We start from the raw sequence: 11,228 nt of genomic DNA on the forward strand, positions 1-11,228 counted from the left end.
CCCAAAGGGCCGGGTGCCCCCCTTATGCTCGGTGACGTGAACCCCGTTCTCATCCGGCGCTCCTCGGGAGTCTCCCGGCCTCTGGCGGCGCGGCGCGGCCTGCTCGCGGCGGCGCTGCTGGTGGGCGCCCTGCTGGCTCCCGCCGCCGGGGCGGCCAGCAGCTACCGCATCCGCCCCGGCGACAACCTGACCGTGATCGCCGCGCGGGCGGGCGTGAGCCTCTCGGCGCTGCGGGCCGCCAACCCCGGCCTGCGCAACGCCAATCAGGTGCAGGCGGGCCGGGTGCTGCGGGTTCCCGACCGCCAATTGCCTGCCCGCACGTACCGGGTCCGCAGCGGGGAGAACCTGACCGTGATCGCGCGGCGCCACGGCCTGACGCTCTCGGGGCTGCTGAACGCCAATCCGCAGTACCGGGGCGGCCGGGTGGTCCGCATCGGCGCCACCCTGAAGATTCCGGCGCGCCGGGTGGCGGCCCGCACTGCCCCGGCCCGCAGCGGCGGCGCGGCGACCGTGCGGGCCGCTTCTATCCGGGTCAGCGCGGCTCCCGCCTCCTCGGCGGGGTGGCTGTGGCCGGTGCGGGGGTACGCCGCCGTGAGCAGCGACTTCGGCCCGCGCGTGCTGGAGGGCGAGCGCGAGATGCACTACGGGGTGGACATCGTGGCTCCGCACGGCTCGCCGGTCCGGGCGGCCCGCTCCGGGCGGGTCATCGAGTCGCGCGCCGACTTCGAGCGAGGCTGGGGCTGGACGGTCGTGATCGAGCATCCGGACGGCTGGATCACCCGCTATGCCCACCTCAGCGCCAACCTGATCCGGGCCGGCGAGCCGGTCGCGCAGGGTCAGGTGATCGGCCGGGTGGGCAACACCGGCCGCAGCACCGGCACCCACCTGCATTTCGGCACCTACCTGCGCTGGAATCCCAAAGACCCCCTGAGCCTCTACGAGTGACCCCCGGCCACGCCCCGCCTCCCCTGCGGGTGCATTACGCCGAGGCGAAGGGGGAGACGGCCGAGCGCGACCTCGCGGCCTTGCTGCGGGCGCTGCCCGCTCTGCCAGGCTTCCTGGGCGCCGAGCTGCTCGTCAGCCCCGCGCAGCCCGGCCTGGCCCTGGTCGCCAGCCGCTGGTCGGGCGAGGTGCCGCCGCTGCCGCTGCCGGGGGGCGTGCGGGCCTGGGTCTTTGAGGTGCGCCAAGCGCTGTGAGGTCGCCTACCCAAGACTCTTCATCTCACCCTTGCTTTCCGATGCCCATCGGCTTACGATGCCACCACATCGCCAGGCGATGCCTGAAGCTCCGCTTTCCGGTGGGGTGCTCAGGGAAAGGAACGTGCATGGACGCCCAGCAGCTCAAAGGCCACCTCGACCTGCTTTTGCTCGCCAGCCTCGAACACGCGCCGCGCTACGGCGGACAGATTATCGCCGACGTGCAGGCCAGCACGGACGGGTATTTCAGCTTGCGGGAAGGAACCCTGTACCCGGCGCTGCACCGGCTGGAAAGGGCCGGGTGGATCAGGGGGGAGTTTCAGGTGCTGCCGCGCGGCGGCTCGCCCGTCAAGGTCTATGCCCTCACGCCGGGCGGGCGGGACGAACTGAGCGCCCAGCGCGAGCGCTACGAACGCTTCAGCGCCGCCGTGCGCGGCGTGATCGGGCGACCGGCATGAGTGACCGCGACACCGAACGTTACCTCGACCGGGCCACCCGTGGCCTGTGGGGTCAGGCCCGCCGGGACGCCCGGCTGGAACTGCGCGGCGCCGTCGAGGACAAGGTCTACCGCTTTTCCCTGCTGGGCCTCGACGGGCCGGAGGCCGTGCAGGCCGCCCTGCGCGACCTGGGCAGCCCGCACGCCATCGCCCGCGACCTGAGCCGGGTTCACAGCCTGCCCCACGCGGCCCGCGCGGCGCTGCTCGCCGGGGTCGCTGGCCTGCTGGGGGTGCAGGCGCTGGCGCAGGTGCCGACGGTGCGGGCCATTGCGGAACGTCAAACGGAGGAGTGCCGCCCCCTCAGCCCCGCCGCTCGGCAAACCCTGACCGCCCAGCAACGGCAAACTTACGACGCCTTCGTACAATCCAAGGGCGGTCCTGAAGGTGCAGTGGCGTGGTGTCAGCAGCAGGTGGACCAGCGAAGTGACCTGCTGAGCCTGAAGGACATCGTCGTGGCCCTTGAGGCAGGTGGTGTCCAGGTCGACATGCTGGACGGCGTGGAGGGCTACCTGATCCTGTCTTTCCCTGGCGGCAAGAACACCCAGGGCCTGGACCTGAGCCACAGCCTGAAACAGGTCGGCGGGCAGGCCTACGTCTCAAAGCTGGTGCTGCTGGGTCGTCTGCGCCAGTCCGTGACGAAGGTGCCTCTGAGACTTGAAGGGCTGGTCAACCCGGTATTGCAGCTTGGCCCCGCGAAACTTCAACTCGGCACGCCGTCCACGCCCGTCCTTGCCACAGATATCTACGCCTTCCCGGTGCTGGAAGACCTGGAATACCTCCTGAAGGAGGTCGCGCCCCACGACCTGCCGGTCAGGTTCGCCGTTCTTCCTGAGAACAAGGACTATCTCGGCCCCGTCCAGGCCCTGAACTTGTCCGCGCCGGACGGCACCCTGTACGCCCTCGTGAGCAACGAACTTCTGACACTTCAGCAGCCTCTCCCGAATTGCGTTTGCGACTGGTTTTCGCTCAGCGTTCGCCGCGTACAGAATGAACGGATTCAGGTTCCCAACAGGTCCGGCTCCACGCGAGAGTTCCGCATCGTGAGCAGTCCTGCCGAATTGCTGACGGCCACCCAGCGCAAAGAAGCGGCCCTCCTTGTCTACCGCCTCGACCCCAGCGACCTCCGTAACCTCAAGCTGACTCCGGTGCCTGCCGGGCAGGTCCGCCTGACACCTTCCCGACCCTGATCTATACCTCCGGCACGTACCCCGCGACCTCGTCCAGCAGGTCGCGGGCGGTCAGGTCGAGGCGCACGGGGGTCACGCTGACGTACCCGGCGTGCACCGCGCCATAGTCGGTGTTCAGGTCGTGGGCGTCGGGGGCCTGGCTCTGGCCCGCGACCCAGTGGTATTCGCGGCCTTCCGGGTCCTGGCGGGTCACGATGGAATCTTCCCAGCGGTGCTCGCCCACCCGGGTCACCCGCACGCCGCGCGCCGGACGGGCCGGAAAGTTGACGTTGAGCAGCACGCGCGGCGGCAGCCCCTGTTCGAGCACCTCGCGCGCCAGCCGCGCGGCGTAGGCCGCCGCCGCCGTGAAGCTGTACTCGCCCTCGGGGCTGCCCTGCTGGCTCAGGGCGATGGCGGGAATGCCCAGCGCCAGCCCCTCGATGGCCGCCGCGACCGTGCCGGAGTGCGTCAGGTCGTCTCCCAGATTCGGTCCCAGGTTGATGCCGCTGACCACCAGGTCGGGGGTCCCCAGCAGATGTACCCCCAGCACCACGCAGTCGGCGGGCGTGCCGTCCACCCGGTACGCGGGCATGGCCCCGAAACCCGCCGACGCCGTGTGCTTGAAGCGCAGCGGGCGGCGAATGGTGATGCCGTGCCCCACCGCCGACTGCTCCACGTCGGGCGCGACGACCACCACCTCGCCCACGTCGGCCAGGGCCAGCGCCAGCGCCTTGATGCCGGGCGAGAAGATGCCGTCGTCGTTGGCGACCAGCAGTCGCGGGCGACCCGTCAGAGGCTGGGAAGTCATAGCGCCTCAGGGTAGCGCGTGGCCCCCCAGACCCCTGGGCCGGGCCCAGGAGCCTGCCCCGCGCTGGGCCGCGCCGAGAGCTGAAACTGCGCCGAGACTGGGCAACCGAGATTGGGCAACTTAGCCCCCGGTCTCCCCGGCGCCGGGCTACCATGAGGGCAGCTTATGATGCGATTAAAGCTCTTTTCTCACAGGCGCCCGTGTCGCGGCGGCCCGGCGTGGCGCGTGTGACCCGGCCGCTGCGTCTCTTGCTGGTCGACGACAGCTTCATGGACCGCCACCTGGCCGAGGAGGTCTTTGCCGACTACGCCCAGCTGTGCCGGGTGAGCACCGTCGCCAGCGGACAGGCGGCCCTCGATACCCTGCTGGCGCCGGGCGCGACCTTGCCCGACGTGGTGCTGCTGGACATCAACATGCCGGGCATGTCGGGCTTCGAGGTGCTGAGCGCCATGAAGGCCCACCCCCAGCTGGTGCAGATTCCGGTGGTGATGCTGACCACCTCCAACCACGACCAGGACATCACCCGGGCCTATACCCTGCATGCCAGCTCGTACCTGATCAAGTCGGTGAACTTTCAGGAGTTCGTGGCCCAGGTCGAGGGCTTCTTGGAGTTCTGGACCAAGACCCGCCTGACCTCCTGGCCCGAAGCGACCGCCTGACCCCGGCGGGCGCGCCCGCTGAACAGGTCCGCTGCCGTACTGTAAGGCCATGACGGTGTCGCCCAGCGGAGCCAGACCTTGAGAAGTGCAGGCTTCAACCTGCTGCTGGCGCTGGTCTGGGCGCTGTTTCTGGGCGAAGTCAGCCTGCGGTCGCTGGCGCTGGGCTTCTTGATCGGCTTCGTGATTCTGGCGCTGTTTCGCCGGGCGCTGGGGGCCACCCCCTATGTCCGCAGCGTGCTGGGGGCGCTGGCGCTCACCGGGTATTTCCTGTGGGAACTGGTGCGCGCCAACCTGCATATGGCGCTGCTGGCCCTGCGCGCCCACCCGCGCCTGAACCCGCTGATCGTGGGCGTGCCGCTGCGGCTGGAAGGCGACGTGCCGCTGACCCTGCTCGCCTCGCTGACGGGGCTTTTGCCGGGCACGGTGGCGCTGGGCTTCTCCCCCGACCGCCGGGTGCTGTATGTCCACGCGCTGGGCATGGACGACGCCCGCGCGGCGCGGGCCAGCGTGCTGGCGGTCGAGCGGCGGCTGCTGCGCCTGACCGGCGGTTCCGGCGCCGAGGAGGCTACTCCGCGCCCTCCTCGGCGCTGACCCGGCCCTCGGCCTTGGCCTTGGTGGCGCGCTCGGCCCGCGCCACCTCCTGCTCGGCGATGTGGCGCTGCTCGGTGTCGTGCTCGAACAGTTCGCGCCGGGCGCGGATCTTGGCCTCCGGCTGCTGGAGGTCACCCCCGCTGCCCTTGTGCACCTGCTGAAAAAACACCAGCGCCCCGCCGGCCAGCGCCAGCGCCCCGGCGAAGTACAGCGTCTCCAGCGGCTCTTCCCAGCGGATGAAGTGCTCCAGAAAGGTCACGCCCAGAATCACGATTACCACCGAGATGACCTTTTGCTCCAGGTCCGACAGGCTCTCGACCCCCAGCGCCGAGGTCAGGTTGAGCGGCGTGATAAAGAGCGAGTACAGCCCCACCCCGATCAGGTAAAAGACCACCGCCTTGAGCATGGTGCCCACGACCTCCAGAAACTCGACCGCCAGCGTGCTCGACTGGCTGGTGATGCCGCGCTCGAAGGTCTCGCGCCAGGTCTCGTAGATGGTCGTCAGCGCGAGCAGCGTGCCTTGCAAAAACAGGCTGAAGGCAACCAGCAGCACGGCGATCACGGCGATCAACACCACGAAGCGCGTGCGGCCGATCAGGTCACTGAACCACTCGCGCTTGGAGGGTTCTTCGGCAGGTTGGGACCGGGTGCGGGTCATGGCTGCCATCATGCCCGCCCCGCTCTGCCCGGTGCTGTATCCCTGAAGAGAATCGCTTCCCCCATGTGTGGCTCCGGCCCCCGCCCGGCCCGCTCCACGTCGCGGGGCGGCCCCGCTGGACTGCCCGCGTGATGCCGGGTCACCGCTTTTTCCCCGGCCTGCTGCCCCGGCTGTTCGGCGCCGGGTACCTGCGGCCCCAGACGGTGCCGGAGGCCCCCGAACGGCTCAGGCAGGGAAAGGAGCTGGGCCTGCGGGCGGAGGACGGGGGTAGGGCCGACCCAGCTGAGGACCCAGCTGAGGACCCAGCCGAGGCCCTGGCCGAAGCCGTGCTGCGCCTCCACATCGAACGCACCGTGCAGACCATTCGCGGGGCGGAGGTGCTGCGCGGGCTGTGCCCGACCTGCTGGTGGTCGGCGGGCGCCACGACAGCGCCACCGGAGCGGTGGATTTCTTCGCGGAGGCGCCCGGCGCCGGGCAGACCTGACGGCGGGCAGGCCTGACGACTTCGGCGTGGCCGCCTCCCGCCACCTGACCGCTCGTTCGGGGACGTTCGCCGCCGCGCGGAGCCGTACCCTGGAGGCATGACGGCTTCCGCCCCTGCGCCCGCCCCGGCGTCTTCCACAGTCACGCCGCGCGAGCAGCTGCTCAACCGCATCCAGAAGGACATTCCCATCGTGCAGCGGCCCTACCGCGCCCTGGCCGAGGAGGTCGGGCTGACCGAGCAGGAGGCGCTGGCGATCCTGCGCGAGGTGAAGGCGGATGGCGTGCTGCGGCAGGTCAGCGCGATCTTCGACACCCGGACCCTGGGCTACCAGTCCAGCCTCGTCGCCGCCGAGTACGCCGAGGACCAGCTTGACGCCGGGGCCGAGGTCGTCAACGGGCACCCCGGCGTGAGCCACAACTACAAGCGCAACCACAGCTTCAACCTGTGGTACACCATCGCCGTGCCGCCCGAGAGTGACCTCCAGGCGCACGTGCAAAAGCTGCACGAGCTGAGCGGCGCCAAGGTCACGCGCCTGATGCCCACCCTGCACCTGTTCAAGATCGGCGTGGAGTTCGACATGACCGGCAAGGAGGACTGGAACGCCAAGGCCGCGCCCCAGTACACCAACGCCGACCGCAACCTGGGCTACGCGGTCACCGACCTCGACCGGGCCTTTGTCGTGGAGTTCCAGAAAGACCTGCCCGTGACGGAAGAACCCTACGCGGACGCCTGCGCCGCGCTGGGCCTAACCATCGACGAGGTGGCCGCGCACGCCCAGAAGATGAAGGCCGCCGGAGCGCTGCGGCGCGTCTCGGCGGTGTTCCGGCACCAGAAGGCGGGGTTTACCTTCAACGCGATGGGCGTGTGGGCCGTGCCGCAGGAGCAGGTGGCCGAGGTGGGGCGCCAGATGGCCGAGTTCAAGGCTGTTAGCCACTGTTACCTGCGCCCGACTTACCCCGAGTGGCCCTACACCATCTTCACGATGGTCCACGGCCGCTCCAAGGAAGAAGCCTTCGGCAAGATCGCGGCCATCGAGCAGGAGGTCGCGCCCGGCGTCGAGCACGCGATCCTGTACTCGACCAAGGAGTACAAGAAGGTCCGGTTGGAGTTCTACCAGCCCGAGTTCTATGCGTGGGAGCGGGAGAATCTGGGCACCCAGGCTTGAGGGCAGGGGCCAAGGGAAAGGGCGCTGAAGCTTTGGCCGCAGCGCCCTTTCCAGTCTTTGGCTGATCCTCAGCCGCCGACGACCGTGCCCCCGTTGGGGTGCAGGACCTGCCCGGAGAAGTACGAGGAGTCGTCCGACGCCAGGAACACGTAGGCGGGCGCCACCTCGGCAGGCTGACCGGGGCGGCCCAGGGGCGTCTCGCCCCAGTCGCTCGCCAGCTTGTCCTCGCTGATGGTGGCGGGAATCAAGGGCGTCCAGATCGGGCCGGGAGCCACGGCGTTCACGCGGATCTTCTTTTCCGCGAGGTTCTGGCTGAGGCTGCGGGTAAAGGCCACGATGGCGCCCTTGGTCGAGGCGTAGTCCATCAGCTCCGGGCTGCCCTTGTAGGCGGTGATGCTGGTCGTGTTGATGATGACCGAGCCTTCTTTCAGGTGCGGCATCGCGGCCTGCGTCAGGTAGAACATCCCGAAGATGTTGGTACGGAAGGTGCGCTCCAGTTGCTCAGGCGTGATGTTAGTGATGCTCTTTTGCTCGTGCTGCTCGGCGGCGTTGTTGACCAGGATATCGAGCTGGCCCAGTTGCTCGACCGTCTGCTCAACCGCCTGCCGGGCGAAGGCCACGTCCCCGATGTCGCCCGCGATGGCAACGGCCCGGCGGCCCTCGGCCTCCACCATCGCCACCGTGTCCTGCGCGTCCTGGTGCTCGTCGAGGTAAAGGATCGCCACGTCGGCGCCCTCGCGGGCGAAATGCACGGCGACCGCCCGCCCGATCCCGCTGTCGCCCCCGGTGATCAGAGCGACCTTGCCCTCCAGCTTGCCGCTGCCCCGGTAGTCCTCGCGGATGACGACTGGCTGGACGTTCATCTCGGCCTCGCTGCCGGGCTGGGTGCCCTGCGTCTCGACGGGCGTTTCCTGCGGGTAGTCCCCGGTGGAGGCGGTTTCGGGTTTGTCGTTCTGGCCCTTTCCGGAATTGGTCATGGCGGCACTCTCACACGCCCTGCCCCCGAGCCGCGCCCCCCAGCTCACATCTTTCAGGAGGTGTAAAGGCCGCGCTGAGAGGACAGGCCACTTGACAGATGTATTGCGTATACATAACGTACTGTCATGGGGGGAAAACAGCAGGAAGACGCCCGCTTGCACAATCGGTTGGCGGCCCTGCGTGCCGAACGTGGCCTCTCACGGAGCCAACTGGCTGCTGCTGTCGGCGTGAACCCTCAGTCGGTCGGCTTTATCGAGCGGGGGGATTACGGCCCCAGCTTGGTCCTCGCCTTGAAGATCGCCGCTGTGTTCGAGCTGCCGGTCGAGGCGGTCTTCTCCCTCGCGCCGCTGCCGCCGCTGAGCGCGCAGGTCTACGGCAAAGACAGCAAAAAGGAGCTTGTATGACGCTGACTGCCCCCGCCTACAGCCGCACCCAGCCGCTGACCAGAAGGCGCCGCCTCGCTGCCGTGTTGGGCATGAGCGTTCTGCTCGCCCAAATTTTCCTGCCGGGAATGGATTCCACCCGCTGGGCGGGCGTCTGGCCGCTGCTGCTGCTACCGGGGATCGCGTTTCGCCTGCACGGCCTGACCTCGCGGGCCTGGGTCTGGAACCGCCTCTTTCGCCGGACAGAGCAGCTGGACGAATACGAGACCCACGCCCGCAACGCCTTTGTCGCCCGTGCCTATGCCGTCTCCGGACCGCTGCTATGGGCAAGTTTCGCGGCGTTCCTGCTGGGGGGCGGTCTGCTCCGTACGGTCCCGGCGCTGAACCCCTTTGCCGGGGCCAACGTGGAGGTTGCCACGGCGCTGTTCATCGTCGTGGTCGTCAGCCTGTTCGACGCCCTGCCGCGCATCGTGGCGGCGTTGAACGAACCGGAAGCGGATTGAGGCGAATGATTGAGCGGCGCCCACCTTCCCGAGCGGGGGTAGGCGCCGCTCACGTCTGAAGTTACAACACGCCTTGGACCACCTTCACCACGTTCTCGACGTTGAAGCCAAACTTCTCCATCAGCACGCTGGCGGGCGCCGACGCGCCGAAGGTGTCCATGCCGATCACGGCGCCGCCTTCGCCGACCCACTCGTACCAGGGCGACTTGCTGGCGGCCTCGATGGCGACCCGGGGAACGCCGGGCGTGAGGACCGAGTCACGGTAGGAGCGGTCCTGCTCACGGAAGACCTCCATGCAGGGCATCGAGACGACGCGCGCCTGCGTTCCGGCCGCCGCCAGCGCCTCCGCCGCGTCCAGCGCGAGGCTGACCTCCGAGCCGGAGGCGACCAGCACGACCGCCGCGTTCTCGGCGTCGCGGATCACGTAGGCGCCCTTTTTCACCCCTTCGATGTTGCGCGGCAGCACCGGCAGGTCCTGGCGGGAGAGGGCCAGCGCGGTCGGTCCCTTGCCGTATTCCAGCGCCATCAGCCAGGCGGCGGCCGTCTCGTTGGCGTCGGCGGGGCGGATGACGTGGGCACCTGGCACGGCGCGCAGCATGGCGAGCTGCTCGATAGGCTGGTGGGTGGGGCCGTCCTCGCCCAGCCCGATGGAGTCGTGGGTCAGCACGTAGGTCACGGGCTGCATCTGGATCGCGGAGAGGCGGAAGGCGGGCTTGAGGTAGTCGGCGAACACCAGGAAGGTGCCGACGAGGGGACGCGGGCCGCCGTACAACGCCAGTCCGTTGGCGGCGGCGGCCATGCCGAACTCGCGCACCCCGAAGTAGACGTTGCGGCCCCCGTAGTGGCCGGGTTCCAGCGTGCCGCCGTCCTTGATGGTGGTCTTGGTGCTGCCCGACAGGTCCGCGCTGCCGCCCATCAGGCCGGGGACGACCCCCGCCAGCGCGTTGATGACCTCGCCGCTGGCATTGCGGGTGGCGACACCCTTGCCGCCGACCTCGAAGCTCGGCAGGGCGTCCGCGAGGTTCGCGGGCAGTTCGCGCTTGAGCAGGGCCAGGACCTCGGCGGCCAGCTCGGGGTGCTCGGCGGCGTAGCGGTCCAGCATCGTCTGCCACTCGGCCTCCTGCGCGGCGCCGCGTTCGCGGGCGTCCATATGAGTCCTGACCTCGTCCGGCACGGTGAAGGGCGGGAAGGTCCAGCCCAGCGCCGCTTTGGTCTCGGCCACGCCCTCCGCGCCCAGCGGCTCGCCGTGCGCCTTGGAGGTGCCCGCGCGGGGGCTGCCGAAGCCGATCACGGTGCGGACCTGGATCAGGGTGGGCTGGTCCGGGTTCTCGCGGGCCTGACGGATCGCGGCCTCGATCCCGTCCAGGTCGTTGCCGTCCTCCACGCGCAGCACCTCCCACCCGTAGGCGCGGTAGCGGGCGGCGGTGTCCTCGGACTCGGCCTTGTCGGTCGCGGTGTCGAGCTGCACCGCGTTGTCGTCGTGCAGCCAGATCAGCTTGCCGAGTTTCAGGTGCCCGGCCAGCGCCGCCGACTCGTGGTTGATCCCTTCCTGGAGGTCGCCGTCACCCAGGATGGAATAGACGTGGTTGCCAAAGACCGGGAAGCCGGGGCGGTTGTAGCGCGCGGCGAGGTGCGCCTCCGCCATCGCCATGCCCACCGACATCGCCGCGCCCTGGCCCAGCGGCCCGGTGGTCGCGTCCAGCCCCTTGGTGTGGAAGAACTCGGGGTGGCCGGGCGTCTTGGAGCCCCACTGCCGAAAGCGCCTCAGGTCCTCCAGCGGCATGTCGTAGCCGGTGAGGTGCAGCAGCGAGTAGATCAGCATGGAGGCGTGGCCCGCCGACAGCACGAAGCGGTCGCGGCCCGCCCACTCGGGGTTTTGCGGGTTGTGGCGCAAGAAGCGCTGCCACAGCACGTAGGCCATCGGGGAGGCGCCCAGCGGCGCGCCGGGGTGCCCGCTGTTGGCGGCCTGCACCGCGTCGATGGCGAGCGTCCGCATGGTGTTGACGCTGAGCTGTTCCACGCCCTGTTGGATGGCTGTCATGTCCGGCAGTGTAGCGGGCGGCCCCCCTGGCGCGGGAAACGGTGGGGGCCGCCCGGGTTGAGCAAAGACGCGCCCCCACCTCACGAATAGGGGGGGGCG

At 69.4% G+C, this 11,228-nt stretch carries 13 protein-coding genes; 9 read left to right on the plus strand and 4 right to left on the minus strand.

Annotation, left to right across the window (positions count from 1 at the left end; genetic code table 11):
- Nucleotides 1-36 precede the first annotated feature (36 nt).
- From HNQ09_RS17535 to HNQ09_RS17550, 4 genes are all read left to right on the plus strand, one after another.
- Nucleotides 37-945, plus strand: coding sequence for a M23 family metallopeptidase (locus tag HNQ09_RS17535; RefSeq protein WP_343057941.1), 909 nt, complete (start codon nucleotides 37-39; stop codon nucleotides 943-945).
- Complete coding sequence (locus HNQ09_RS17540; protein WP_246363477.1) at nucleotides 942-1,196, plus strand: hypothetical protein; 255 nt, start codon at nucleotides 942-944, stop codon at nucleotides 1,194-1,196. Before HNQ09_RS17535 ends, HNQ09_RS17540 begins: the two co-directional genes overlap by 4 nt.
- Before the next feature lie 128 nt (nucleotides 1,197-1,324).
- Nucleotides 1,325-1,654 carry a PadR family transcriptional regulator gene (locus tag HNQ09_RS17545; protein ID WP_184031763.1) on the plus strand — a complete coding sequence of 110 codons (330 nt, stop codon included), beginning with the start codon at nucleotides 1,325-1,327 and terminating at the stop codon, nucleotides 1,652-1,654.
- On the plus strand, nucleotides 1,651-2,880 hold the full coding sequence (locus HNQ09_RS17550; RefSeq protein WP_184031764.1) for a hypothetical protein: 1,230 nt from the start codon (nucleotides 1,651-1,653) through the stop codon (nucleotides 2,878-2,880). Before HNQ09_RS17545 ends, HNQ09_RS17550 begins: the two co-directional genes overlap by 4 nt.
- A gap of 1 nt (nucleotide 2,881) precedes the next feature.
- On the opposite strand, the gene surE is transcribed toward HNQ09_RS17550, so the two are convergent.
- Nucleotides 2,882-3,667, minus strand: a complete 786-nt coding sequence (gene surE / locus HNQ09_RS17555; RefSeq protein ID WP_184031765.1) for a 5'/3'-nucleotidase SurE — start codon at nucleotides 3,665-3,667, stop codon at nucleotides 2,882-2,884.
- Nucleotides 3,668-3,894: 227 nt separating this feature from the next.
- Here surE and HNQ09_RS17560 point away from each other — a divergent pair, with 227 nt between their 5' ends.
- Complete coding sequence (locus HNQ09_RS17560; protein WP_184031791.1) at nucleotides 3,895-4,326, plus strand: response regulator; 432 nt, start codon at nucleotides 3,895-3,897, stop codon at nucleotides 4,324-4,326.
- A gap of 78 nt (nucleotides 4,327-4,404) precedes the next feature.
- Nucleotides 4,405-4,917 carry a Na+/H+ antiporter subunit E gene (locus HNQ09_RS17565; RefSeq protein ID WP_184031767.1) on the plus strand — a complete coding sequence of 171 codons (513 nt, stop codon included), beginning with the start codon at nucleotides 4,405-4,407 and terminating at the stop codon, nucleotides 4,915-4,917.
- Here the strand turns inward: HNQ09_RS17565 and HNQ09_RS17570 are convergent.
- Nucleotides 4,892-5,575, minus strand: a complete 684-nt coding sequence (locus HNQ09_RS17570) for a YqhA family protein (protein ID WP_184031768.1) — start codon at nucleotides 5,573-5,575, stop codon at nucleotides 4,892-4,894. The two genes, HNQ09_RS17565 and HNQ09_RS17570, sit on opposite strands and share 26 nt — an antisense overlap.
- A 581-nt stretch (nucleotides 5,576-6,156) precedes the next feature.
- Between HNQ09_RS17570 and ahbA the strand changes: the two genes are divergently transcribed.
- Nucleotides 6,157-7,224, plus strand: coding sequence for a siroheme decarboxylase subunit alpha (gene ahbA / locus HNQ09_RS17575; RefSeq protein WP_184031769.1), 1,068 nt, complete (start codon nucleotides 6,157-6,159; stop codon nucleotides 7,222-7,224).
- A 68-nt stretch (nucleotides 7,225-7,292) separates the two neighbouring features.
- On the opposite strand, the gene HNQ09_RS17580 is transcribed toward ahbA, so the two are convergent.
- Nucleotides 7,293-8,201, minus strand: a complete 909-nt coding sequence (locus HNQ09_RS17580; protein ID WP_184031770.1) for an SDR family oxidoreductase — start codon at nucleotides 8,199-8,201, stop codon at nucleotides 7,293-7,295.
- A 126-nt stretch (nucleotides 8,202-8,327) separates the two neighbouring features.
- Here HNQ09_RS17580 and HNQ09_RS17585 point away from each other — a divergent pair, with 126 nt between their 5' ends.
- On the plus strand, nucleotides 8,328-8,606 hold the full coding sequence (locus HNQ09_RS17585; RefSeq protein WP_184031771.1) for a helix-turn-helix transcriptional regulator: 279 nt from the start codon (nucleotides 8,328-8,330) through the stop codon (nucleotides 8,604-8,606).
- Nucleotides 8,603-9,088 carry a hypothetical protein gene (locus HNQ09_RS17590; protein WP_184031772.1) on the plus strand — a complete coding sequence of 162 codons (486 nt, stop codon included), beginning with the start codon at nucleotides 8,603-8,605 and terminating at the stop codon, nucleotides 9,086-9,088. The genes HNQ09_RS17585 and HNQ09_RS17590 overlap by 4 nt, the downstream gene beginning before the upstream one ends.
- Before the next feature lie 61 nt (nucleotides 9,089-9,149).
- On the opposite strand, the gene tkt is transcribed toward HNQ09_RS17590, so the two are convergent.
- A complete protein-coding gene (tkt, locus tag HNQ09_RS17595) occupies nucleotides 9,150-11,129 on the minus strand; it encodes a transketolase (protein ID WP_184031773.1) in 1,980 nt (659 codons plus the stop codon).
- Nucleotides 11,130-11,228: the final 99 nt, after the last annotated feature.

It is taken from the genome of Deinococcus budaensis (assembly GCF_014201885.1).
Taxonomy (GTDB): Bacteria; Deinococcota; Deinococci; order Deinococcales; family Deinococcaceae; genus Deinococcus; species Deinococcus budaensis.

What these genes read in the sequence shown, in the direction of transcription:
- HNQ09_RS17550 (WP_184031764.1), top strand. Translation starts at nt 1,651, where the DNA reads ATGAGTGACCGCGACACCGAACGTTACCTCGACCGGGCCACCCGTGGC.
- HNQ09_RS17585 (WP_184031771.1), top strand. Translation starts at nt 8,328, where the DNA reads ATGGGGGGAAAACAGCAGGAAGACGCCCGCTTGCACAATCGGTTGGCG.
- tkt (WP_184031773.1), bottom strand. Translation starts at nt 11,129, where the DNA reads ATGACAGCCATCCAACAGGGCGTGGAACAGCTCAGCGTCAACACCATG.
- HNQ09_RS17545 (WP_184031763.1), top strand. Translation starts at nt 1,325, where the DNA reads ATGGACGCCCAGCAGCTCAAAGGCCACCTCGACCTGCTTTTGCTCGCC.
- ahbA (WP_184031769.1), top strand. Translation starts at nt 6,157, where the DNA reads ATGACGGCTTCCGCCCCTGCGCCCGCCCCGGCGTCTTCCACAGTCACG.
- HNQ09_RS17590 (WP_184031772.1), top strand. Translation starts at nt 8,603, where the DNA reads ATGACGCTGACTGCCCCCGCCTACAGCCGCACCCAGCCGCTGACCAGA.
- surE (WP_184031765.1), bottom strand. Translation starts at nt 3,667, where the DNA reads ATGACTTCCCAGCCTCTGACGGGTCGCCCGCGACTGCTGGTCGCCAAC.
- HNQ09_RS17580 (WP_184031770.1), bottom strand. Translation starts at nt 8,201, where the DNA reads ATGACCAATTCCGGAAAGGGCCAGAACGACAAACCCGAAACCGCCTCC.
- HNQ09_RS17570 (WP_184031768.1), bottom strand. Translation starts at nt 5,575, where the DNA reads ATGACCCGCACCCGGTCCCAACCTGCCGAAGAACCCTCCAAGCGCGAG.